Here is a 25,504-nt window from a genome sequence, read left to right on the forward strand (position 1 = left end):
TTGTACGAGAGGCTTTTTTAAGGCATTGCCTGAGATTTCAAAATCGTCCGTAATTGTTAGAGATTTTTTAAAATTGTTTTTACGGAATATTTTTTTCATATTTGTTATGAATTAATTGTGAATTTGAAAAATCGATTTATAATTACCTGATTCAAAGCCTACTATAAAGGTAGATCAAACGACTGAAAATCCTTGTGTCGCTGGTTCGATCCCAGCTGATACCACAATTGAAGAAACCTCTTAGTGTAAGCTAAGAGGTTTTTTTGTGCCTATACATTTGTTTTAAAACGACTTAGTGTCAACCCTTCTTGTCGCCTTCGTAATGCTGGCTTCCTGTTTTTAAGGCAGCTCCGGTACTGGTTTCGCACCCTCTTTCCTTCAATATTTATCCGCTTTAAAGAAACTGTGTGAATTGTACACGATTCCAGACCATGTGCCTCATAATATTTGCCATTAAAGCATAGAAATAAAAATGGGTTAACATAGGCTTTACATGTTACAAATAGCTTTGCCCCCATTCTATGCAGTTAAAAACATTAACGAAACTAACCCTAACTAATTTCTATTAAAATGAAAAAAACTTTACTATCCAGGCTCAAGGTAATGGTTTGCGCTTCATCTGCGTTTCTGTGCGCAAATGTAATTTCGGTGCAGGCTATTGCAACCGAAAGGCCGGGCAATTATGCCTACATGGTTAATAAACAGGAATCCGGAACGATAAGCGGAAAGGTAGTCGATGAAAAAGGCGAACCTCTTCCCGGAGCTACTATAACTATCAAAGGACTTAACCAATCGGTTATGAGTGCGGTTGATGGTAGCTTTAGCATAAAAGCTGCCGTTGGTACGTATGATGTTACAGTAACATATGTTTCATATGCTACTGTAACTTTAAACAAAGTTGTTGTGAAAGCCGGTGAAAATTCACCTTTAAACATAACCTTAAAAGGTGAAACAGGGTCTTTGAATGAGGTTATCGTAGTAGGTTACGGTACGCAAAAACGGGCTAATGCTACCGGCGCTGTTGATCAGGTTTCTTCTAAAAGCATTGAGAACAGACCTATCACCAATCTTTCACAAGGATTACAGGGCTTGCTGCCTAACTTAAACCTTAAAATGGGTGACGGTAAGCCAACACAATCTCCTGCCTATAACATCAGGGGTACCACATCTATTGGCCAGGGCGGTAACGCACTTGTGCTTGTTGACGGTTTTGAAGGCGACCCGAGTTTGCTTAATCCCAATGATATCGAAACTATATCTATTCTTAAAGATGCCGCCTCTGCCGCTATTTATGGTGCAAGAGGGGTGTTTGGTGTGGTATTGATCACTACCAAAAAAGGTGAAAAAGGACGTACCAGTGTTTCGTATTCCAGTAATTATGCTGTCAAGTCGCCGGTAACCAGGCCTGACTTTGTAACCGATGGTTACACGTGGGCCAAGATGTTTGCCGCGGCATTTGTTAACGGTGACGGCGCTTTCCCTCAGGCTGCTAACAAAACACAAGTATTCTCGCAAGCTTATCTTGATGAGTTTAAAAGGAGAGCAGAATCAGGCCAGCCATACAGCACTATTGATGTGAACCCTACCACCGGCGTGTACACTTACTATGGCAGCACCGATTATTATTCGTATTTATATAAAGACAATACCAGGGCGTTTGACAATAACGTTTCGGTAAGTGGTGGCAGCGATAAGGCAACTTTCCTGGTTTCGGCCCACCAAACAGATCAGGCAGGTTTGTTTAGATACAACAGCGATGATTACAATTTAAAAAACCTGCGTGCACGTGGTTCTATACAAGTATTCCCCTGGTTAAGTGTTGAAAACAATGCTGATTATTCAACAATGGACTACCACAACCCAATAAACGTGGGCGAAGGTGGTGGTATCTGGAGAAATATTGCGGATGAAGGCCACCCTACCATGCCGATATTTAACCCGGACGGTACATTAACTTTCTCTGCTGCTTATAACGTGGGCGATTTTATCTATGGCAAAAACGGTATTGATACCCATAAAGAGGTGTTCAGAAATATCACTGGCTTAAGAAGTAATTTCTTTAACAATAAATTACGTGTGAATGCCGATTTCACTTTCCGTAATACAGACAACAATAAAGAGCAAAGACGCGTTCAGGTACCTTATAGCAGTACAAAAGGTGTTATCGCTTACGTGGGTACTACTACCAACGACCTGGCGTTCGACTATCGCGAGACGAAATACCTGGCAACCAATATTTATTCTGAGTTTGAAAATCGTTTTGGTAAGGACCATTACCTTAAAGCTATGGTTGGTTACAACTATGAGCAATCAACCTATAACAGGTTGGCGGTACAACGTAACGGCCTGATTTTTGAAGACGCTACCGACTTAAACTTAGCGCTTGGCCAGGCAATTACTACCGGAGGTGGTTATGAGCAGTGGGCTATTTTAGGCGGTTTCTCAAGGTTAAACTACTCGTTTAAGGATCGTTATTTGGTAGAGGTTAACGCTCGTTATGATGGTTCATCAAAATTCCCGTCAAACCAACGTTACGGTCTTTTCCCGTCTGTATCTGCAGGTTGGAGAGTAAATAACGAACCGTTCTGGCATGTATCAGATAAGTTAATCTCTGACCTAAAAGTACGTGGTTCTTACGGTTCATTAGGTAACGGTAATATTGCTTCATACGCTTTCCAGGAAGCTTTCAACCTTAGCCAATCTGGCGTGATTTTAAATGGTTCAAAGCCGCAAACTACGCGTAACCCTAATGTATTGCCCGACGGTTTAACGTGGGAAACGTCAACAACCGCTGACCTGGGTTTGGATATAACTATGCTTCAAGGAAAGTTAAGCTTTAGCGGTGATGTATATCGTCGTAAAACTACCAATATGTTTACCTTAGGTTTAACACCTCCGGCGGTATTTGGTTCTGCCACACCAAAGGGCAATTATGCCGACCTAACTACCCGTGGATGGGAGGCATCAGTAACCTGGAGCGATAAAATTGGCGACAGTGCCAAGCCATTTAGCTACAATGTAAGGCTTACTTTGGCTGATAATATTACTAAAATTGATAAATACAAAAACCCTGATAAACTGATAAGCGATTATTACGAAGGACAGACTTTAGGCGAGATATGGGGTTACGAAACAGAGGGTTTCTTTAAAGATGCTGCCGATATCGCATCGCATGCCAAGCAAGATCCGGAAATGCGTGCATCACCTTCAGGCTTATGGTTCCCGGGCGATATTAAATTAAAAGATCTGAATGGCGACGGGTTCATTAACAGGGGTGAAAACAAAGTAGGCAAGTCCGGCGACAGGAGAATAATTGGGAATTCTGCCCCAAGATATACTTATGGTGTTAATCTGGGTGCAAACTGGCATAATTTTTCTTTCTCTACCTTCTTCCAGGGAGTTGGCAAACAGCAATGGTATCCAAGTACCGAGACAGAAATGTTCTGGGGGCAGTATAACAGGCCATATAATAACATTCCCAAATTTCAAGTGGGTAATATGTGGACACCAGACAATACTGACGCTTATTTCCCAAGAACAATGTCAAGGGCAGCTTCAAGCAATACCAACCGTACATTGGGCGTGGCACAAACCCGATACTTACAAAATGTTGCTTACGTTAGGATGAAAAATATCCAGGTTGGATATACGTTACCAACAAAATTGGTAAACCGTGTAGGTATGCGCAGCGCCAAAATATTCTTCTCTGGCGAAAACCTGTTCACTTATTCACCGATGTATAAAATTGTTAAAAATACTATCGACGTAGAGAACGCCGTACCTACAGATCAGGATCTGAATGCTGGTACTACTACCGGCGATGGTTACAATTACCCGATATTAAAAAGCTACTCTCTCGGTTTAAACATAGGCTTCTAATTAGAAAATTTAAAAGAATAGATCAAAATGAAAAAACACTATATATTAATTTTGCTGGGCTGCCTTAGTTTTGCAGCCTGCAAAAAATTAGACCAGGAACCACAAGCCACACCTACAAAAAAAGCTGTATTTGGTACTGAAAACGGATTGAAGTTGTATACAAACTCGTTTTACAACATGGGTTTTCTTCCAAAAAACTCTACCTCGCAGGATGCCATGTCAGATTACCTGGCTGTGAAGTCTGTGCCTGATTTTATCCGTGATGGTGCGTTTAGCCCAACTAACAGCTCAGGCTGGGACTGGTCGGATTTGAGAAATATTAACTACTTCATACAAAACTGTGTTGATCCGGATGTACCCGCTGCGACACGTAGGGCTTACCTTGGTTTGGCCCGCTATTTCAGAGCATACTTTTATATGGATAAAGTAAAACGCTTTGGCGACGTACCATGGATCAATAAACCAATTGACTATGATGACGCCGCAACACTTAATGCAGGTCGCGATAACAGAACGTTAGTAATGGACTCGGTATTGGCCGATCTGGACTATGCCTGCGCTAATTTACCGGCTGGTAATGATGCAAGCCGCACCACAGTTACCAAATGGGTTGCCTATGCTTTCAAATCAAGAGTTTGTTTGTTTGAGGGTACTTTCAGAAAATACCATACCGAGCTTAATTTAACTGGTACTGCCGACAAATGGTTAAATGAAACCGTATCAACTTCAGACCTGATCATGAAAAACGGTGGTTACAAAATCAACACTACCGGTGGTGCAGGTGTATCTTATCGCCAGGTGTTTACCAGTAATGCCCCGGTGACCGACGAGGTATTGCAATCTGCTGTTGCCGATATTAACCTGGCTGTATTAAACGAAGCTAACTGGTGGTGGACCAGCGGTACCTACGGTGCCAAAGCAAGCTTTACCCGTACCTTCATCAACACTTACTTAAAAATTGATGGTACGCCATTCACCAATGATCCGGCCTATAAGACCATGTTATTCAAAGATGAGGTGAAAAATCGTGACCTGAGGTTAAAACAAACCATCCGTATGGGCGATTACAAACGTATTACCAACGGGGTGCAGGTTCCGGCCCCTCCGGTGTTTTCATACACCTTTACCGGTTATCAGCCAATTAAATGGACACTTGACGATACTTATTATGATAACGGTGCCTTGAATACCAATGCGGTTTCTTTGTTCCGCTATGCTGAGGTATTGTTAAACTATGCTGAGGCAAAAGCCGAATTGGGAACTTTAACCGACGCAGAATGGGCTGCTACTATTGGTGTGTTAAGATCAAGAGCCGGCATCACCGGTGGCCTGGCTACAAAACCAACCGTTGCAGATCCATATTTGATGACAAATTATTTCCCGGGGATTACTGATCCAACTATACTGGAAATACGCAGAGAGCGCGGTATTGAATTAAGTTTAGAAGGGCTTCGTTTCGCTGATCTGTTAAGATGGAAAAGAGGACCATTAATGGAGCAAGAGTGGAATGGTTTCTATGTTCCGGCATTAAACACACCAATGGATCTGAATGAAGACGGCATACTGGATGTAGCTTTCTATCAGGGCACACGTCCAACACCTGCAGTAGCCGGTGTAACTTATGTTGATGTTTCGGCAAAAATAGGTTCTGCCACCAATTCGCAATTATTGAGAAATGGCACATCAGGCGAATTACTTTGGATGAACGAGATCCCAAGGAAATGGGCTGACAAAAACTACTATTACCCAATTCCTTTGGCTGATATTCAACGTAATCCTAACTTAAAACCACAAAACCCGGGCTGGAACTAAATACAGCTGTTTTAAAAACTGAAAACCCCTTTGCAATTTTGTAAAGGGGTTTTCGGTTTTTACTAAATTGAGAGCACCACTTCTCTGGATGATATTCAGCTTTATTCAACCAGGGTTATTCATTCATCAAATCCTTCAACTTTTCTAAAAACAAACTCAGGTGGTAACCATCAACCAGGGCATAGGCCGTAAATTTATCACAACTTTTTATTCTATTTTTCAAATCGATCTAATATTGCATCCGGCAAAATAATTATCTTTAATTTCTATACGAACTAATTATGATACCCACCCTAGAAGCTTATTATGCGTCGAAACCAGAGCCATATCAAAGCTGCCTGTTAGCCTTAAAGGACATTATACTACGCACTAATGCCCGTATTTGCCATGAACGTAAATTCCAGATACCTTTTTTTACTTACAAGGGAAAAAAACTGGGTTATTTATGGTTGAATGGGAAAAAACTAATGGTTGGTTTTTGTTGGGATAAAAGCCTGCAGGAAGTTATCCCTAATGTAAAACCAAAAGACAAATATGAATCTATGCGTATAGACCCTAATGCAGATATCCCTATCGATATTATCCTGGATAAGCTTAATTATTATTTAGAACTGATAGACAAGGCAGAATGATTTTTACCGCTGAAATATCTCGGGGTATTTCCTGATAAAATATACCGGCGTACAGCTCCACGCATGGCAATAACTGTTTACCGGGAAGAACTTATAAGGCGATTTTAATTCGTCTGTAGGGTCATAAACCTCCCAGAAGGTATCCGCACCTTTTTTGATCATGCCACCCCAATAATTTGTTAACGCTTCTTTCGCTTCAGCCTTTAAGCCGCTTTCAATTAATGCGGCTACATAATAGTGAAACATATAAGGCGCACCGGGATGTACAGCATTACTAACTGACGGCAGCGCTTTTAAAGCCTTTTGTGCTTCGGCTTTTGATGCTACGCCGCTTAGCACCATCCATGCCTGCCCGCCATAAGATACCTGCTTGTTTACCCCGCTCACAAATAGCCCCGACGCTTTATCATATAGGTTTTTATGTGCTGCGTCTTTTAATTTTTTGGCAAGTGCAGGCACCCAGGCTATATCATTTTGCTTGCCTAATAACTTAGCCAATGCATAAGTTTGATTTAAAGTATAAATTGTGATGCCTTGTACCGGGGCTTGTTTGTCAAGTCCGTCTTTCCAGTCAAAAAATACCCACCATTCTTTTTGGGCTTTTTGATAGTCCATCATACCTTCTTCGCCGGTATATTTTGTGGCAATGTCCAACTGCTTTTTGGCAACCGGCCAAAGGTCAAGGCCGGTTTGTTTATCGCCGGTGGCTTCAACGTAATCTTTAAGCGCTACGTTATACAAAAAGCAATAATCAAATAAGCGGCTTTTTTGCGCATGAGGTTGGGGCAGCTCAAACGCGTTGGCGTTAAGTATGCCATCGTCATTAGCCAGGCCGGCCAGCATATACAAACAACGTTTAGTAAGATCATTGTTTTTAAACGAGTAAACGTTAGCCAGGGCCTCTAAATACGTATCACCTATCCATAACCGCTGGTCGCGTTTTGGCCCGTCCTCATACACGGTTTGCATGCATTCTTTAAGTGTGATGAGGCCTACGCGGTCAATGTCTTTTATAATAGCTGGTGTGGTAGCTGCCAACGGCGGCGGCGTAACTGTAACCGAGGTAGTGGCGTTAAACCGGATATCAGCAAACCCAAAATCAAAGCTTGAGGACGCCCCTAACCATTCTATTTTAACGTACCTGAAAGCCACCCGGCGTGGTATGGTTATAGTTGCAGGCAAAACAGTAACAGTTACTGTTTCGTCCTGTAACCAGGCACGGCTTAAGCTGCCGGGGTAGGGGTCAAACGGAGTAGCCAGTTCTGAGGGAACCTCGCCAAAAGTCAGTTTTAGCCTAAGAGGGGCATCCATATCGCCCCTTAGGGTTTTAAGGGTGAAAGTGCAGTACCCGGTCAGGTGTTCGCCAAAGTCAACCACTATGCCGCTATTTTTTTTGTTAAATGATGAGTTGTATAGCTGCGCTATCCCGCCGGAGTTTATGGCCTTCCATCCCTGGAATGCAGCTGTATCCTTTGTTATCTTTACAATACCTACTGGTTTTTTTATAGTTTCCTGTAATACAGGTTTAAATTCTTCGGCTTTTTTAAGCCAGCCTTGACGGTAGGCGGCGTAAATATCCTGAGCCTGTGCGTTATTGACAGCAATGGTTATAATGCACGCTAATAAAAACAATAACTTGTAGTTAGGTAATTTTAATGGCATATCGTTGTAAAATTGGCTAACGCAATATACAAACGTTAGGTTATCAATTTCTTAATAACCGTCATAACCTTTGCGGCGGTCTATAATGCTCAGGCCTACCTTAACTATAGGTTATTAATATAGGTATTAAACAGATCATATTGAGCGCTATACCAATTTGTCATATAGGTTGCTTCTGCGTTTAGGTCGGGTTCAACAACAAGCCATATTGCCCGCTCGCGCGAAAAAGCACCGGTACTCACCATAGCTTTTCTATAAGCCTCTATCCGGTTGGCCACCACACTTTTGCTTAATTGATTATTTTTAAGATTGTCCCATCTTGATTTTAGCAGTTCTTTAAAGTTTGCCGGATTTAAGCTAAGTAGCCGCTGGTAAAGATGATTGCTTCCGGCTCCTAATATTTCATGGGATAAAGGTGTGCCATCATAATCACGCCCCATTGTACCATCAAGGTCCCATACAGAATAAAAGAAGCTACCCGCGGTACGATAATCATAAAAACTGAAGAAAGTATTTTTTGCCTGATTGTCCTTAGCTTCCAATACATTCATGAAAATAAAATAATCAACCAAATTATTAATATCTACCTTGTTTTTAATATCGCTGCTAAACGCTTTATCGCTGGCTGAAGTAACAAAGTTTACGATATTATATAAATACTTCCAGTCGGGTGCAGGCGTGTCGCCAATTTCAGGATATGCAAATTGCCAGCCTCCTCCCCAATCAGCATAGTCATTGCTAAACGGGTTAGTTATAGCCGAAAAATTTACCTCATCGCTCCAGTTGTCGGCCTTATACATATTGCCATATTGCTTTTTTACTTTTAATTGCTTGCGGTCAAGCCTTTCGGTAAGACAATAAACGCCCTGGTATTGATCATTAAAAAACACCTCGGTTAAGTACCCCCGCGTGCCGTTAAGAGCATCTGGTTCATCCTCAATATAGGGTACATTATTAAAACTGTTCCATATATCCGTACACAACCTGTTACGCATACGCGACGGATCAATATACATGGCATCCAATATCCAGCCATCATCGTTTCGTAAACCTAATAATGGAATATTAGTGTCGGCCCCTGCATCATCAACCAGCTTTACCGAATATGATTTTTTAGGTAAATTACGTGCGGTAGCACCTCTTAAAGAGATCTTAATATTTGTGGCTATTTCTGCTTTGCTGCTTTGCGTCTGGTAATTGGGATTAATAAGCTTTAATGAGGCCGGTACCTTGTCATCGCCAATAGTAAATGCGGTAGTCTTTAAGATAACTACTGGCAGCCCGGTTATAATTAATTTATAATCGGTGGATGTATTGAAAATGCCCATTGCTTTAATGGCAACAGTCTCGTTAGTAGTAAGCGTATAATCTATGGTCGATCCGGTTTTTGCCTGAACATTGTCCATCAAGAGGTATTTGGTAGAAACGGTGTCGAAACTAATAGCTAATCCCGCTATTGATGTACCTGAAGCAACAGGGTAATAATAAGAATTACTTGTGCTGTCAAACGCGCAACTTACGCCGTTTATTTTGAAGTTTTTTAGCTTGGGCGGAAACGTTGATATAGAAGGATCAGATCCATTGCCGCCCCTTACTCCTGTATTGGGATCTATGGTATAATCAGTGTTAAATTTATCGCTTTTCTTACAAGCAGCCAGCAATAACGTTAGCAATAGCCCATAAAATAAGTAATATTTTTTCATGAATAGGTAAATTAGGTTAGGTACAAAATACAGGGGAAACAAAGGAAAATATTTCTCGATAAACGGGGATTTTTTATCGATGGTAAAGTTTTTTATTGCCTAAAAACAGGCAACTTTCGCCGGAATAAAGACGACCACCAGGGTCTCTTTAAAGCTAATGCCACCAACATAACTGATTGGCAGCCTGTATAATCAAGTCGTTTTTATAATTAGGTTATAAAAATTGCTTTGGTTTGGTAGTGCAAATATAAAAATGAAACTGATATAGAGAATTTTCGATAGGAAAAAAAATCAGAATTTATACAGATTCTGACGTATTCGTCAGCAAACCTTAACAAATTCTACCTCAAGCAACTTGCTTAACTTCTCTATTTTGGAAGCGATATGTCCTTTCCCAATTGCGCAATGGTGCGCCGGGCCATGCGCGTTCCAGGCTTCAACAAAGCTGCGCGCTCCAATAGCGAACTTATATCGGCTATTGGTATTGCCAATTTCCAATATCGGCCCGGCGACTGATTCTGCTTCGGCCACCAGCAGCATGATCTTCCCGTCGACAGTTTCAACAACGGATAACAGCGTAACAGGGCCATGCTTTACCGACATCTCTACAGATAAGCCGCTGCCCACTTTGCCATGGTAAACTTGCAAAGGCTTAACTTTGATTTTGCCTTCGGCGATGGCGGGGTGGCAGGGGCCGTCATGTCCCATCAATACCACATCATCATTAAAATCCATGGCGTAGTATTCAGTGAATGAGCCGCCTGCGCCAAAACTATCCATGATCTTCATAGCCTGGGCGTTTTTTATTTCATACTCGCCGGCTACAGGTATATTATGCCCGGTTAGTAATGAAGTGCCCAGTATCACCGAACTCATCGTATCGGCATTTACATTACCTGTGCCTTTATGGTAATATGCCATCGAGCCTAAATTATATTTAGCCACCAGCTTATCCAAAGCTACGGCTGTAACCGCGGCGCGTTTCAATTCTTCTGCCGAACAATCGGGCTGCACTTCAAACCAGGTATTAAATACCTGAAGCTTTTCTTCAATATCGGCTGCCGATACGCCGTCGCGCAAGCCCGACAATTCATCAACCTCAATAATTTCAATATGCCCGCCAAATGTAGCGCATTGCAGGGTAAGATTGCTGTAGATATCAAGCATCCCGCCATAATAATTGCCCATTACACCAAGGGTGTTGTTATACATTGTATGCGCAACTTTAGCGGCCGCTATCCATTCTTCAACCTCGCGCCAAACGTGGGGGTCGTTATGCAGCATGCCTGTAATTTGATGGAAGGGGATGTTAGACCGCTTAAAAACGTTAGCTATCTCTGGCACCGAACATGCCGAACAGCTGGCCAGCCATTCGCCGGTCATTTTGGTACGGTTGTTTAGTTGGTTAAAGGTGGCGTAATCAATAGCCGCCTCCGGGCTAAGGTTTAGGACTATAACCGGTACTTTGGCCTTTTTTACAACCGCCAATACTGTTGCCGATAGGGCGTAGGTAGTGACGTATAAAAATATTAAATCAACATCCTCGCGCCTGAACCGGCTGCCCGCCTCGAATGCCTTTTTTGTATCATCTATTAGCCCTAAATTAACCACATCAGCACCATAATTACCCAAATTATCACCTACAATAGCTATATAAGAAGCTAACTTTTTTTCCAGTCCTTCAAACTGATCCCAATAAGTATTCAGGCCAATTCCAAAGAGGCCGATTCGTAGTTGCGTGGATTTTGTTGCTGTTGTCATTTTTTAGAATCTCAATTTTTTTGCACGGTTACCGGACCCATCAGGCCCGAGCTTAGCAGTGTTGCGTTTTTATTATATGGGTTGAACGATGTAAAAGTGTAACGTTTACTTTTGCGGGGCTGACCTTTCAGCAACCACTCGGGCCATTTGCCATTTCGTGGTCCATCATCGGGGATTGACGAGTCGCCAATTAAGCGGTTGGGCCAAAGGTTGGCTACTTCAATCTCCAGCTTGTTTTGCTTTTGGAGTAAGCCTGCCGGTATCTCTACCCGCCAGGGCGCAGTCCATACTACGCCCAGATCTTTGCCATTGAGTTTTACCCGGGCAAGGTTTTTAATTTGGCCCAGGTCAATGAAAAGTTTACCTGTTGTAGCCGGCATATCAAACTGCTTGGTATAAGTGGCTAAACCCGAGTAATATTTAATACCTTCTTCGGGTCGTAAGGTCCAATCCTGCAAGTCATCAAAAACAATATTTGTTGGTCCGCCCCATTTGGGGTCGAACGATACATTCCAGGGTCCATTCAAAGTAGTTAGGGTAACGGGTGTGGTAAAGTTTTTCTTTTTTGCTGCCGCGATAGCCGGGGTAGCGTCTTTAGCAAATATCACAAAGTAGCTTTGGTAAGCTGCCAGTTGTACCGGGATAGTGGTTTGTGCGCCCTGCTTTTTAAACTCAGTCAGTACGGTCACTTTTCCCGTCAGTGGGTCCCAAAGCTGTGGCGTGCCTTTGGTGCTGCGGAAGGTGGCATTAGCCGTAATGGTTTCGCCGGTTTTGTTGGCGATAAAGTAAGCGTCCCAATTCGGGCTGGCGCGATGGGTATAACGAATTGGTCCATCTGAAGAAAAATCTTCATCGACCTTCATGTCTTTTAAAATATTGGCCGTAACATCATAAACAGGGTAAAGGTTATCTAATCGGTCACCAATACCTCTCCATATAACCTTGCCTTTACCATAGGCCTGCGCTTTTTGTCCACCATCCGGGCTCGATCCCCAAACTGTTTCAACCAACGATGCGATCTTGCTGTCGACAGCCGGGTAGCCTGCCAAACTTGGCGATTTGCCTGGCGGCGAGCCATAAACCGTGGCACCGGCCTTAACCAGCGCCGCTATCTTTTGGAGCAAAGCAGGTGTCATAGTCGGTACAGCGGGCAATACCAATAGCTTATAGCTCGCGCCGCCCGGGAATACAATATTCCTGTTAACTACGCTGGCTTTATATAATTGGCCTGGCGCACATCCGTCAAAATTATAGCCTTTCCTGTCGGGGATGGTATCATTACCCGTTAATGCCGAAAATGGCGGGCGGAAAACATGCGGCGATCCTTCCGGATTTAAATATAAAATATCAGCAACTGTATTCCCCTGCTGTAAAATATAGCTGCACCGGGTAATGTATTGGTGATAGCTGCCCACCATTGGCCACCAGGTTTGGTTACGATCCCAATGCACGCCGTATGGCCCCATGGTAGCGCCGGGGCGTAAGGTGTCGTTCAGGAACTGGTTTTGGAACGTATGATATACAAACCTGTTTACCCCAGCTGCAAAAGCCCAATCGCCCTGGTTTTTCATAGAGCCGGGGTGTTGCTTCCAGTCCTCGCCGTGCGCGGTGAATGCTTCGGCAGGTGTCAATGACCGGCCGTTAACATGCGCTATCGAAGTAGCCTCGACCGTGCTGAACGACGAGTTAAAGCCATAGCCTTTGCTCCAAAACTCGCTCATGGGCACATCTGCAATGGCACCCAGCTCCAGGTCGGCGGTTGGGTTCATGTCATAGGGCTCGATGGATAAGGTCATCCCGTTTTTATGCGCGTATTTTTTTACGGCGAGCGCATGGTATTCCAATATCAACTCTTGCGATGTTTGGCGCAGATCCCATAAAAAGCGTTCGCTTATCTCGGGGCTTTCTACAATACTGCCGGCGTAAACCGGGTAATAGGGTAGCGGGTCGTACCCGCGGCGCTTAATAAACTCGGCACGGAAATGCGGCGTCCAGTTTTGCGCGCCCATTTCCCAGCTATCCATGTGCAGGCGTTTTAAGCCGCCACCCAGTTTAGCATTTGGCTTGCCTGTTTTGCGCAGCAGTTTGCCTACATAATTATCCAGGTGATCGTACAAAGCAACGGTATCAAACTTATCAGCCTCGAAACCAAGACCGGGTACGGGGGCGGGGCGGGTAATGGCGCCATTGTTACGGCGGCCAAAACGTACAATCGTCCAGTTGCCGGCGGGGGCGGTCCAGTTTAAGGTGCCGTCCTTTTGCAGGTATTTTGTCAGGTCGGCTATTTTATTTTTGGGGATAGCAGTTTGCGGATTTGCAGCGGGATAATCAATCGCCGCAGGCAAATATTGCTTAACGTTAGGTGCCGATGAATAGGGCGCACGATAGTACAGCGCCTTTTCATCAATGTCTTTTATTTTTTCTTCGGCTAATGGTGTTGGGTAAGCCAATATGGCTACGTCCTCATAAAAGTCGCTCCATTCTTTTTTTAGTTCGGGAGTGAAGGCGCCGTCGCCAAAGTAAGGCTTTTTAGGTAGTGGTTTGGGCAGTTTGATGTTGCTTTCGCCGCCTGAAACTTTTATTGCTGCCGATACCAGGTGTTGCATTGATTGTTCGGGTTTTACCCAAGGGCCACCGCTGCCTGTCCAGCCCGGGCCAATGCCCAAAGTTATTTCAATATTTAAACGTTCGCTTTCGCGCACGGCATGTTTAAACAGGTCCTGCCATTGCGGGCTTAAAAAGTCAACCGGGCCGCGCGGTACACCAACATTCACCTCCAAAAACACCAAATTACCAATACCCGCTTTTTTCATCGACTCCAGGTCGGCAGTGATGGAGGCTTTGGTCATGTTGCCATCCATAAAATACCAGTAAACGCCCGGCTTAGCGGTATTAGGCGGAGTTATGAACCCCGCTTTCAGCGTGTTTATTGTAGGGTTAGTTGTTGCCTGGCCATAGCATGACAGGCAGGCAGCAACAATAGTACAGGTTAATAAAAAGCGTCTGTTCATACAGAAAGATATTACCCCCGGCTATGCCGGATGGGCTGTTACAATTGGTTACTGTAAACATAAATAAAAAGCTACTATAATATCATCCTGTACTGTCTGTATTGGTTGCTCCGCTCATATTAAGGCGTTAGCCACATACGTGGATAAATAAAACTGGTCAATTATTTTGTTGCGATTTAGATTTCTATATATTTGTTCAACAGTGTTGAATGAGTATAAACTTTGTTTTCGCTGACCCAATTATCCCTTTACCCTAATTAAATCAAATGAGAATTATGTTTCATGCTTGTAGCGTGCTTAAAGCCACGTTATTAATTAGCCTTATGGGCGTAGCTGCCGGTAATACCTTAATGGCACAAACGGCCGATAAACCTTTATATCTTGACTATACCAAGCCGGTTGATGCAAGGGTGAAAGACCTGATATCGCGTATGACGCTGGAAGAAAAGGCCCAATACTTAAACCATGTCGGGCCCGAGATCCCGCGGTTTGGTATTAAGTCTGATAGATGGAACCAGGCGCTGCACGGCGTTGTCTGGACCCGGCCTACTACTATGTTCCCGGTGTCAATAGCCATGGCTGCAACCTGGGATACAAAATTGGTATATAAAGAAGCTACCGCGATATCTGACGAGGCGCGTGCCATTTATAATGGCTGGCACCAGGACCCTGATTTTAAAGGCGAAAAGAAAGGCCTGATCTATCGCACCCCGGTTATCAATATCAGCCGTAACCCATATTGGGGACGGATTAACGAGTGTTTTGGCGAAGATCCGTTCCTTACCGGGCGCATTGGTGTGGCACACGTTACAGGTTTGCAGGGTAATGATCCTAAATATTTGAAACTGGTATCAACCTTAAAACATTATGCGGTTAATAACGTAGAAACTAATCGTACCAGCCGGTCGGCAACAGTAAGCGAGCGGATGCTGCACGAGTTTTGGCTGCCGCATTTTAAAGATTGTATAGTTGAAGGTGGCGCGCAATCAATCATGGCATCTTATAATGCTATCAACGGCGTGCCCAACAATATTAATCATATGATGCTTACAGATATCCTGAAGAACCGCTGGGGGTTTAAAGGCTTTGTGGTATCAGATCTGGGTGGGGTAAATACCATGGTAAACGGGCACGAAAAAGGTAAAATGAGCTATGAAGAAGCCGTGGCACAATCCATTAACGCCGGTTGTGATTTCTCTGATAAGGAGTTTATGCAATACATCCCCGTAGCGGTAAACAAAGGTTTATTGACCGAGGCTAAACTAAACGAATCGCTTGCCCGTGTAATGCGCGACCGCTTTTTACTGGGCGAGTTTGATCCGCAGGAAATGGTGCCTTATAGCAAGATCCCGGTTAGTGTAATTGGTAATGCAGAACACGTTGCCCTCTCGTTAAAAGCCGCGCAGGAGTCGATGGTATTGTTAACCAATAAAAACCATATCCTGCCTTTAAATAAAGACAAAATTAAAACCATAGCGGTTATCGGTCCGCATGCTGATCTATTTACAGCGGGTGGTTATAGTGGCCGACCAATTGATGCCATAAACCCAATGCAGGGTATTAAGAACCGGATGGCTCCTGGTACTGAAATTATGTATGCGGCAGGAGCCGAGATTACCCCGCCACGCCGCAATCAGCCCGCATTTGATAAAGCTGCCGAATTAGCCAAAGCGGTTGACGCCGCTAAAAAAGCCGATGTTGCTATCCTTTACATAGGTACTACGCTTGACATTGAAGCAGAGGGCCGCGACCGTACCTCGTTAGAATTACCGGGTAACCAGGAAGAGCTGGTTAAAGCCGTATTGGCAGTTAACCCACGTACTATTGTGGTGTTAATGAATGCCGGGCCGCTTACCATACCTTATGTTAAAGAAAACGCGCCGGCTATTTTAGAAGCCTGGTGGCCGGGCGAGCAAGGCGGTAATGCTATTGCTGATGTGCTTTTTGGAAATGTTAATCCCGGCGGTAAAATGCCGTTAACGGTATATGCCTCTGCCGAGCAGGTGCCATCGCAGGATGAGTATGACGTTACCAAAGGCTTTACTTATATGTATATTAATGGCAAGCCGTTGTTCCCGTTCGGCCATGGGTTAAGCTATACTACCTTTAGTTACAGCAATTTAAAATTATCGGCCAAACAAATTGGTGCTGGTGGCTTGCTTACTGTAACTGTCGACGTAAAAAACACAGGGAAAGTTGCCGGCGACGAAGTGGTGCAGTTATACATTCATGATGTTTCGCCAAGCCTTAAACGCCCTGCGGAAGAGCTGCGCGGATTTGATCGCGTTAGCTTACAACCCGGCGAAACAAAAAAGGTAACCTTAAAATTGCCCGGCAGCAAACTGGCTTTTTATGACGAGAAGATCCATGATTTTAGGGTGGAGCCCGAAATGATTGATGTATTGGTAGGCAGCTCATCAGCCGATATCAGGTTAAAATCGCAGTTTAGGGTAACTGCAGCTAAATAATTTAAAATGGACGAAAACGCAATTGCAACGATGCTGTTAAATATGGATGAAACCGACAGCTTTATCCAGATAGGCGACCGTATAAAAAGTTTGCGCATAAATCAGAAACGTACATTGCAGGAGATCGCTGACAGCAGCGATCTTTCAAAGAGCATGATCTCTAAAATAGAGAACAACAAAGCTGTACCGTCTATAGCGGCACTGGTTAAGATAGCCAAAACATTAGGCACCAATATATCTAACCTGTTAGAGCAGGATGGCTGGGCGCGCACAGTTTTTACCACGCAGGACGAGGCGCAGCGCAATTTAACACGCACAGAAAAAGGCTATTCTGTTTTCCCGTATGCTGCCAGCTTTCACGGAAAAAAGATGCAGCCCTTTTTGTTTAGCGCCAAAAAGGGCGAGGTGGTGCCACACCGCCTGTCGCACGAGGGTGAGGAGTATGTATTTATCGTATCAGGTGAAATGAAAATGACCGTTGGCGAAATAGAATACGTTTTAAAACAGGGTGATAGCCTGTATTTTAGCTCGCTGCAAAAACATGGCATTATGCCGGTGAGCGATGAGGTAATTTACCTGGATATATTTGTATAAATACCGCGCTTACAAAGGGTGGAGTAAATAAATCACAGTCTGCTTATTCTTCGTTTTTTTTAAGTTTAAAATAAATTATCTTCTTGAAAACTAAATAGTTATCTTTGTAGATTGGTTTAACTATTGATTAATGATTAGAAGATATTTGCTGTTAATTTTGTTAATAGCCGTAACCCTATGGGGTTGTCAAAAAACTACCACCACCTATGGTGGCGGAACCCCAGGTACTACAACTGATGAAGCTGGATTAACGGCAGTTAAAATTGAAGCAAAAAATAATGCCGGTAAAATAACGGCAGATGTGGCTTGTACAATAGCCGGCGATTCGATAACCGCGATCATTCCCGACAGGTTAACTTTAAGGAAACTGGCCCTGACGTTTACGCCGAAAACTGCCGGAACAGTAGTTAAAGTTGGCGACACTACACAGGTAAGCGGCACTACGGTTACTGATTTTTCTAAGATAGTTACCTATGCTTTAACGTCGCCGAAAGGCGTTACAAAAACCTATAAGGTAATTTTGCGCGAGTTTACCGGCCTGCCTATCCTGTATCTTACCACCAGCACGGGTGCCGATGTAACATCAAAAGATGTTTATATTAACGGTAATGTTGTGGTTGATGCCAATAATGGTTATCAGCAGGATGTAACTAATATCCCATTACAAGTAAAAGGCCGCGGTAACTCTACCTGGACACTTTATCCTAAAAAGCCATATAAGCTTAAGTTTAACAGCAAAGCTGCTATGTTGGGTATGCCTGCAGCTAAAAACTGGGCATTGCTGGCTAACTATAATGATAAAACATTAATGCGTAATAAAATTGCCTTTGAACTGGGCAGGCGCATCGGGGCCGATTATACACCCGACAGCCGGTTTGTAGAGGTTGTTTTAAACGGGCAGTATTGGGGTAATTATATGCTGACTACCGTGGTCGAAGTGAATGACAATAGAGTGAAAATTAATGCATTAAAGGCAACAGATACGTCGCCGGAAGCAATTACAGGCGGCTATATTGTGGAGTTAGACTATAAGTTAGATGCAGATTATTTCTGGAGATCGACAGCCAGGAACTTACCATTTACTATTAAAGAGCCTGAGACAATAACAACTGATCAGTTAGCTTATATTAAAGGCTATATGCAGGCAACTGAGGATGCACTTTACGCATCAAACTGGAAAGACCCCGATAACGGCTATGCAAAATATATTGATGCCGACTCGTTTATGCGCTGGTATGCGGTTAATGAAATAGTAAAGAACCAGGACTCGTGGGATTTTAGCAGTATATATTATTATAAAGACCGTGGCGGCAAATTGGGCATGGGCCCGATATGGGATTTTGATATAAGTATGGGTAATTGTGATTACTCGGTATCAAAGGACCCGCAGAACTGGTATACCCGTAACGGATCATGGATGATACGCCTGGCGCAGGACCCTACCTGGAACTTTAAGTGGCGCGCCAAATGGGCGGCTATGAAAAGCAAAGAAGTACAGCAAATTTTTACTGATATTGATAAAAACGCTGCTTACCTTAAACTATCGGCAGCCGAGAATTTTAAAAGGTGGCCAATACTTGATAAGTACGTATATCCCAACGCGGTGTATTTAGGTACTTATGATAAAGAAGTAGCCTACCTAAAAGACTTCATGACGCAACGTGTCGCGTGGATAGACGCGCACATCAGCAGTTATTAAAAGAAACTCAAGAGGGCCTATTTATCGCCCTCTTTTTTTATGCCTTTTAACAGCGCGTAAATTGCCATGGCGTGGCCATGCCCCAAATCAAAATCAGCTTTAAGCCAGCTTACAATATCGCCTGCTTTGGTGGTGGCTTTAAGTTGTCCTCCTTGGGTAAAGCCCTTCTCTTCTGCTAACTGTTTAAAATCATTAGGCGTTTTGCCTGTTTTTGCCTGTATGTTATCTAAGTATGCCTGGTATGACATGGTGTTAAATTAGGATGATTTAACAAACATCGGTAACAGAACGCTTATCTGCAAGTGAATAAAACCGGAATATAAAATAAATATAGTATTATGTATTGCATAGTACCATATAAAACATTATGTTTGCTGAGGATTAACAAACAGCAAAACATAATAACATGGAAAATTTTAAAATAACAATAGTAGCCATCGGCTTACTTGTCCTGGCATTTGGATGCCATATGAACCAACGGCATACAGTAATAGCGGAGAATAACGGTCACGAAAATACCAGGATTGAATACGGTGGCAGAACTTATTTTAATTATGATAGCACCGCTATTGCCAAAATAACGCCAAATGGTTTTGTAAAATATAAAAAAGACGACCAGTCCTTTGTAGCCGAAAGCGATAACAGCGGCAATATTACCTACCGGATAAACGGCGGCGAAAAACAAACAGCATTAAATGCAGAGGATAAAGTGTTTTTAGCACAAGCCGTTAAAGACATGATTAAACATGGCCATTATAAAGACTAATAAATAATTACGATATAAAAAAAGCACCCCGATGGCTCGGGGTGCTTACGATTAAGTTATGGAGTGATTTTTTAAATTACTTTTACATTTACCGCGTTAAGGCCTTTTTTGCCTTCTTCAATATCAAACGATACTTTGTCGTTTTCACGAATCTCATCGATCAGTCCGCTTGAGTGTACAAACACGTCGCTTCTGTCGTCAGTTTGTGAAATGAATCCAAAACCTTTTTCGGTGTTGAAAAACTTTACTGTTCCTTCTTTTTGCATTATATATTTTATTAGGGGCGTAAGGTAGTCATATATAGTGGCATAACTGCTTCGGTTACTATATTAAATTCATTTACAGGTATTTATAATCAATTGTAAGCTGATATTCAATAAACTATGCCTACCTTTAAACAATTACTACACAAATACGTTTAATTATTGCCCAGTCCTGGTAGGGCAATATTATCCTCTGCACTACATTACACCAGCATAATAAACAACTAACTACTATCCTTAAAATACCTGCTCTTGCAATAGGGTGGCTTTTTTGGCGTCACCACTAAAAATATCGTTATGAGCAAAGACAGAAAAACAGTTAAAGAAAAGAAGAAAGAACCCAGCGCCAATGTCAACAAAAAGGTATCCAGCTACCAGTCTGATAAAGGATCAATGTCACAGTCAGATTCGTCGATAGGAAAAAAAGCAAAATAATTATGAAAGAGCAATCAATAGAAAGCGAGACCCGTATGTATTTGTACGATCTTAATAATACCGCTAAAGAATTTGGTTTTAAAGGCGAAGACAGATGGGAACTGACCATGGTAACCGATACCGAAAGAAAAAAGATCCAGAAGGATTATTATCCAACTATAGCAGCCAAAATTATCCCTGAATTTTTATTGCAGGTATTTAATTTAACCAAAGAGCGCCTTAACCAATCATTCAGTAAAACTAATGAAGAGACAGCTAACCGCAATGTGGCGGTCAGCGAGTTAAATTATATTGTAGCTTTTAATCCAAAGCGCCCTCGTGCTTAAAATTTAAGTATATACCACCGTCTGATAATATTAGTAGTATGCCTTGCACCCTTGCGTGTTAAGGCATATTGTGTTTAAACGCACCAGGCATCAAATAAAGTTAATAATAGAGATACTACTATATTTCTTAAACATTAACTTTACCCTAACCCATAGGGCTATAAACCGAAATAAGTTTTTTCATGAAGACAATATCACAGTTAGCAATAGCTTTAACCTTGCTATGCGTTGCGTTTGTTGCAAAGGCAAAACCTCGTTTTGATAAAGAGGTAATAATCCAGGACGACTCACTTTTAGTTGCTTTTGATGCCGGCACCGGCGCGTTGGTACGCATGGAACGAAAATCAACCCATTGGCTGATAGAACGCAGGCCCGAGTTGGGCACATCCTTCAGGATGTTGGTACCGCTACCCAAACAAAGAAGCAACTATATAATGGGCCAGGGCCAGCCAGCCCGCGTCGAAAAGATCTCAGAGCATGAAGTGCGGATCCACTGGGATAAACTAACCAGCGACCGTGGCGGTGTTTTACCCATGAAGTTTACCGGTACAGTTACTTTAAATAAAGGCGAGCTTACCTTTAATGCATCCCTTGAGAATAACTCGGCATTAACTGTCGAGACTATTGACTACCCATATCTTGGCGATTTTAGCCGCCCGTCGGCAAATGCGCCTATGCAGGCTAAAACCATGTGGTATGGCAATTTAGAGTCGGCGGAGTTATACCCTAACTTCGGTAATGATAAGGGCTATTGGGGCACGTTTACGGCTATGAAAACATTCGATTCGCACCGCAGCCTTTTTTGCCTGATCCAAACGCCGGGGCAGGGGATGTATGTGGAGATGAAAGACCCTTACCAACAATACCTGTTGCAGTTTACCTTCAATCAAAACCCAGGTGTAGAACAATCTGTAAACGCGGCCGTGCCAAACGTTGATATGATTGACGGGCATGCAGTGAACTTAGAGTTCAGGACCTGTCATTTTATTTTCGCGCATCCGCATACAACTTTTAACCTGGTGCCGGTGGTAATGAAATGTTATAACGGCGATTGGCATAATGGCGTGGATATTTACAAACAATGGCGCAATACCTGGTTCAAGCAACCGCATGTACCTGCCTGGATAAACGATGTCCATTCCTGGTTCCAATTGCAAATAAGCTCGCCCGAACAGGACTATAGGGTTAAGTATAAAGACCTTGTACAATATGGTAAAGAATGTGCTGACAACGGCGTTACCGCTATACAATTGGTTGGCTGGAACGAAGATGGACAGGATGGCGGCGACCCAAGCCAAAACACCGACCCGGGGCTGGGCACAACACAGGAATTGAAAAACTCCATTGCCCGGATACAGGCAATGGGCGTAAAAATGATCATGTTTGGTAAACTAAACTGGGCCGATAAAAGCAAGGACTGGTATAAAAAAGAACTATATAAATATGATGCTACCGACCCTTATGGCATACCCTACGAGCATGGTGGATATAGCTATTATACACCTACACAATTGGCCGGCATAAATACCCGCCGCCGCGGAGTTATGGATTTTGCAAGCCCGGCCTATCGCAATTTAATTACTAAAGAATTTCAGAAACTGTTGGACCTGGGCGGCTCAGGCTGGCTGTTTGATGAGAATTGCCACCACGGCCCGGTTAAATATAGTTTTGCAACAGATCATGGTTATACCGCGCCCGGTTATATTTATGGGGGCGATATGCCTTTGGCTTCGCAACTGCGTGCTGCAGCAGATAAGATAAGCCCTGATTTTCTGTTTGCAGGCGAGGGGCACATGGATTGGCTGATGCAATATTATTCAACTTCGTATTTCAGGATCAACGGCGGTTCAACCCCGGTATGCCGCTACCTTGACCCGCAGGCCCCGCTTATTGTAGCGGTAAACGGATTTGACGACCGCGAAATGCTAAACCTGATAATGATGGAACGCTACATTATCAGCTATGAGCCCTACAACTTTAAGGGCCATATCACCGATTTTAAAATGACGCTTGATTACGGCAAAAAAATAGATGCATTGCGCAAACGTTACAGAGCTTATATATGGGATGCCGAGTTTCATGACACCCTGGGCGCAACCGTTACGGCCAGCGGACCGGTAAAATATTCGGTATTTACAACTACCACCGGTAAACGTGCGGTTATAATAGTTAACCCTATGCGTGCGGCAATCAGCAGTAAAGTAAACATGCCAAACCAGGGTAAATTAGTTGTAGCATCGCCAGAGGAACAGGATGCAGTGGCAACCGGTGGTACAGTGCAGATCCCGCCGCGGTCGGCAGTAGTTATTATGGAGCAGTAGTTATTTAAGGTGTTTTTTTACGAGTTCTGTAAGTTCTGTCAAATCGAAAGGTTTGCGTAAAAATGCGTCGGCCAAACCGTTTTTGGCAATTTCTTTGATGTTGCTTACTGCCGATATAATAATTACCGGGATATGGCTGGTGGCAGTGTTACTTTTCAACTCACGGCTTAACTGTTCGCCATTGGCATCGCTTTTCCATTCGGTAAGCCAGTTATCCAACAAGATCATATCCGGGGCTATTTCATTTACAGATTTTAGAATTTTGGCGTTTTCTGAAGAGATAACTTCATAATTTTCCTCTTCCAAAACATATACAATAGATTCTCTGATGTCTTTGTCGTCTTCAATTACTAATATCTTTTTCGCCATTTCAGTTAGGTAATAATACCTATAACAATCAAGTGCATGCCTTTTGTTTTACCGCAAACCCAAAATTGGCATAATTATGACGAAAAAGACAGTAAACCAGGAGTTAAATGGGTGTTAAAATGTTTTGCTGTTATAGCAAATCCGGCAGCGCGGCTCATAGCTGTCTTTTTCGCCAAGCAATACTTTTTCTTTACTGGGTACCAAACGGTAGGAGTACAGGGCCGGATTACCGCAGCGAAGGCATACGGCATGTACTTTTGTTACAGACTCGGCAATGGCCATCAATGTGGGCATAGGGCCAAAGGGACGGCCTTTAAAATCCATATCCAGGCCTGCTATAATTACCCTGATGCCTTTGTTGGCTAAAGTAGTGCAGACATCCGGAAGTTTATTGTCAAAAAATTGCGCCTCGTCAATGCCAATCACCTGTGCATGGCCCGCTAATAATAAGATCTCTGATGATTTGCTTACCGGGGTCGATGCCTGCGCCGTAGCGTTATGCGATACCACGTCGGTTTCATCATAACGCACATCAAGTTTAGGTTTAAAAACCTTAACACTTAATTTTGCATAACGGGCCCGGCTTATCCGGCGGATCAACTCTTCAGTCTTACCAGAAAACATGGATCCGCAAATAACCTCTATCCCGCCACCGCTTTCATTTTTTCTATTAAAAACCTCTTCGGTGAGCTGCATTGGTAAACTTTTTGTGAGGGTCTAATATCAGAATTTAATGCTTAATTTTGATGAGCATTTTTCTAAAGTATTGCAATGAACCAACTGGATGTATTTAATAGGATAGGCGGGATTATAAAAGAGCTTAATGAGCAGTATAAATACCTGGAATCAAACCCACAAAAGTTAAACGACCTTGAGCTGGAATTATTTGTAGCTAACGCCCACTTTTTAGCCGACCATGCCGAAATATTAAGCAAGTTGCAATCGCGCGTTATAGCCGAAAAACCACAAGAGATTGCTCAGAAAGTAAACACAAAAGCCGAAAACATAGTTGAAGAAATAAAAAAGGTTGCACCTGTTACAAGGGTAACCATCCCTGAGCCCGTTAAAGCAATTGAACCGCCGGCTAAACCGGTGGAGCCGGCTATTAAAGCAACCGAACCGAAGAAAAGCCTGATTGAAAAGTTTTTTGAGCCGGTAGTGCAACAACCCAAGCGCGATTTAAAACGCGGAGTTGAGTTGGCTGACACACCTACGGCGGATGAGCCGGTGCCGCATATCGACCTGGCAACCGAAGCCCCAAAAGATGGCTACACCTTTATAATGGACGAACCCGAAGTTATAAGGCATGAATTGGTGGTTGATGAGGACGACGATATGGGCGAAGATATTGAAGAAACCACAGTGGAAGAAGAGGATGAGGCTGATGAAGTAATAGCTGTTGATGAACCTAAAGCTTCGGTTAAGGAGGTTGCACCAATTGAAAAGGATGAGCCCGCGAAGGATAAAGATGACGTAATGACCATCAATCAAAAAATATCAGCGCAAATGGGCAGCGCTAATAATATAACCGAACAGGCCGGCGCACAACCGGTGTCTAACCTGAAAGCAGCCATCACCCTTAACGATAAACTATTATATATTAAGGACCTGTTTAACGGCTACAGCCTTGCTTACAGCGAAGCCATTGAGATACTGAACCGCTTTAATACATTTGAAGAAGCTAACCGGTTTCTCAATAAAAACTACATCGCCAAAAATAACTGGGACGCCAAGCCGGAAACCATGGATAAGTTTTTTACGCTTTTGAAGAGAAGGTATAGTTAATATTGGTGATTAGAGAAT

Annotated in this window: 19 protein-coding genes; 11 read left to right on the forward strand and 8 right to left on the reverse strand. The window is 43.2% G+C overall.

Annotated elements, in window-relative coordinates:
* Window positions 1–570 precede the first annotated feature (570 nt).
* From ABIB50_RS10205 to ABIB50_RS10215, 3 genes are all read left to right on the forward strand, one after another.
* Window positions 571–3,879: a SusC/RagA family TonB-linked outer membrane protein gene (locus tag ABIB50_RS10205; protein WP_429379550.1), complete on the forward strand. Its 3,309-nt coding sequence runs from the start codon at window positions 571–573 to the stop codon at window positions 3,877–3,879.
* A gap of 27 nt (window positions 3,880–3,906) precedes the next feature.
* Window positions 3,907–5,691, forward strand: a complete 1,785-nt coding sequence (locus ABIB50_RS10210) for a RagB/SusD family nutrient uptake outer membrane protein (RefSeq protein ID WP_429379552.1) — start codon at window positions 3,907–3,909, stop codon at window positions 5,689–5,691.
* A gap of 281 nt (window positions 5,692–5,972) precedes the next feature.
* The gene (locus tag ABIB50_RS10215) at window positions 5,973–6,323 is read left to right on the forward strand and encodes a DUF1801 domain-containing protein (protein WP_429379554.1); all 351 of its coding nucleotides are present in this window, start codon (window positions 5,973–5,975) and stop codon (window positions 6,321–6,323) included.
* Window positions 6,324–6,326: 3 nt separating this feature from the next.
* Here the strand turns inward: ABIB50_RS10215 and ABIB50_RS10220 are convergent, their stop codons facing one another.
* From ABIB50_RS10220 to ABIB50_RS10235, 4 genes are all read right to left on the reverse strand, one after another.
* Window positions 6,327–7,985: a glycoside hydrolase gene (locus tag ABIB50_RS10220; RefSeq protein WP_429379555.1), complete on the reverse strand. Its 1,659-nt coding sequence runs from the start codon at window positions 7,983–7,985 to the stop codon at window positions 6,327–6,329.
* Window positions 7,986–8,089: 104 nt separating this feature from the next.
* Complete coding sequence (locus ABIB50_RS10225) at window positions 8,090–9,688, reverse strand: CotH kinase family protein (protein ID WP_429379557.1); 1,599 nt, start codon at window positions 9,686–9,688, stop codon at window positions 8,090–8,092.
* Window positions 9,689–10,009: 321 nt separating this feature from the next.
* A complete protein-coding gene (locus ABIB50_RS10230; protein ID WP_429379559.1) occupies window positions 10,010–11,449 on the reverse strand; it encodes an arabinose isomerase in 1,440 nt (479 codons plus the stop codon).
* Window positions 11,450–11,460: 11 nt separating this feature from the next.
* Window positions 11,461–14,460: a glycosyl hydrolase gene (locus ABIB50_RS10235; RefSeq protein WP_429379561.1), complete on the reverse strand. Its 3,000-nt coding sequence runs from the start codon at window positions 14,458–14,460 to the stop codon at window positions 11,461–11,463.
* A gap of 266 nt (window positions 14,461–14,726) precedes the next feature.
* Here ABIB50_RS10235 and ABIB50_RS10240 point away from each other — a divergent pair, with 266 nt between their 5' ends.
* The 3 genes from ABIB50_RS10240 to ABIB50_RS10250 all read left to right on the forward strand — a co-directional run bounded on the left by ABIB50_RS10240 (window position 14,727) and on the right by ABIB50_RS10250 (window position 19,221).
* On the forward strand, window positions 14,727–16,928 hold the full coding sequence (locus tag ABIB50_RS10240; protein WP_429379563.1) for a glycoside hydrolase family 3 C-terminal domain-containing protein: 2,202 nt from the start codon (window positions 14,727–14,729) through the stop codon (window positions 16,926–16,928).
* A 6-nt stretch (window positions 16,929–16,934) separates the two neighbouring features.
* Window positions 16,935–17,522, forward strand: coding sequence for a helix-turn-helix domain-containing protein (locus tag ABIB50_RS10245; RefSeq protein WP_429379565.1), 588 nt, complete (start codon window positions 16,935–16,937; stop codon window positions 17,520–17,522).
* A 130-nt stretch (window positions 17,523–17,652) separates the two neighbouring features.
* Window positions 17,653–19,221, forward strand: coding sequence for a CotH kinase family protein (locus ABIB50_RS10250; protein ID WP_429379567.1), 1,569 nt, complete (start codon window positions 17,653–17,655; stop codon window positions 19,219–19,221).
* Window positions 19,222–19,238: 17 nt separating this feature from the next.
* On the opposite strand, the gene ABIB50_RS10255 is transcribed toward ABIB50_RS10250, so the two are convergent.
* Window positions 19,239–19,469, reverse strand: a complete 231-nt coding sequence (locus ABIB50_RS10255; RefSeq protein WP_429379569.1) for a DUF4287 domain-containing protein — start codon at window positions 19,467–19,469, stop codon at window positions 19,239–19,241.
* 158 nt (window positions 19,470–19,627) lie between these two features.
* On the opposite strand from ABIB50_RS10255, the gene ABIB50_RS10260 reads away from it, so the two are divergent.
* On the forward strand, window positions 19,628–19,987 hold the full coding sequence (locus ABIB50_RS10260) for a hypothetical protein (protein WP_429379571.1): 360 nt from the start codon (window positions 19,628–19,630) through the stop codon (window positions 19,985–19,987).
* A gap of 71 nt (window positions 19,988–20,058) precedes the next feature.
* Here ABIB50_RS10260 and ABIB50_RS10265 read toward each other — a convergent pair whose 3' ends face one another.
* Window positions 20,059–20,253 carry a cold-shock protein gene (locus tag ABIB50_RS10265; RefSeq protein WP_429379573.1) on the reverse strand — a complete coding sequence of 65 codons (195 nt, stop codon included), beginning with the start codon at window positions 20,251–20,253 and terminating at the stop codon, window positions 20,059–20,061.
* 294 nt (window positions 20,254–20,547) lie between these two features.
* Between ABIB50_RS10265 and ABIB50_RS10270 the strand changes: the two genes are divergently transcribed.
* The 3 genes from ABIB50_RS10270 to ABIB50_RS10280 all read left to right on the forward strand — a co-directional run bounded on the left by ABIB50_RS10270 (window position 20,548) and on the right by ABIB50_RS10280 (window position 23,332).
* Window positions 20,548–20,685, forward strand: a complete 138-nt coding sequence (locus tag ABIB50_RS10270; protein WP_429379574.1) for a hypothetical protein — start codon at window positions 20,548–20,550, stop codon at window positions 20,683–20,685.
* 2 nt (window positions 20,686–20,687) lie between these two features.
* Window positions 20,688–21,011 carry a hypothetical protein gene (locus ABIB50_RS10275; protein ID WP_429379576.1) on the forward strand — a complete coding sequence of 108 codons (324 nt, stop codon included), beginning with the start codon at window positions 20,688–20,690 and terminating at the stop codon, window positions 21,009–21,011.
* Window positions 21,012–21,193: 182 nt separating this feature from the next.
* On the forward strand, window positions 21,194–23,332 hold the full coding sequence (locus ABIB50_RS10280) for a DUF6259 domain-containing protein (RefSeq protein ID WP_429379577.1): 2,139 nt from the start codon (window positions 21,194–21,196) through the stop codon (window positions 23,330–23,332).
* On the opposite strand, the gene ABIB50_RS10285 is transcribed toward ABIB50_RS10280, so the two are convergent.
* Together ABIB50_RS10285 and ABIB50_RS10290 are read right to left on the reverse strand one after the other, a co-directional pair.
* Window positions 23,333–23,701 (reverse strand): response regulator transcription factor, encoded by a 369-nt coding sequence (locus tag ABIB50_RS10285; RefSeq protein WP_429379579.1) that lies wholly within the window; start codon window positions 23,699–23,701, stop codon window positions 23,333–23,335.
* A gap of 114 nt (window positions 23,702–23,815) precedes the next feature.
* Window positions 23,816–24,397 (reverse strand): thymidine kinase, encoded by a 582-nt coding sequence (locus ABIB50_RS10290; RefSeq protein ID WP_429379581.1) that lies wholly within the window; start codon window positions 24,395–24,397, stop codon window positions 23,816–23,818.
* Between the two features lie 75 nt (window positions 24,398–24,472).
* On the opposite strand from ABIB50_RS10290, the gene ABIB50_RS10295 reads away from it, so the two are divergent.
* Window positions 24,473–25,486 (forward strand): hypothetical protein, encoded by a 1,014-nt coding sequence (locus ABIB50_RS10295; RefSeq protein WP_429379582.1) that lies wholly within the window; start codon window positions 24,473–24,475, stop codon window positions 25,484–25,486.
* The last annotated feature ends 18 nt before the right edge of the window (window positions 25,487–25,504 follow it).

The sequence above is a fragment of the Mucilaginibacter sp. UYCu711 genome (assembly GCF_050433825.1).
GTDB lineage: Bacteria > Bacteroidota > Bacteroidia > Sphingobacteriales > Sphingobacteriaceae > Mucilaginibacter.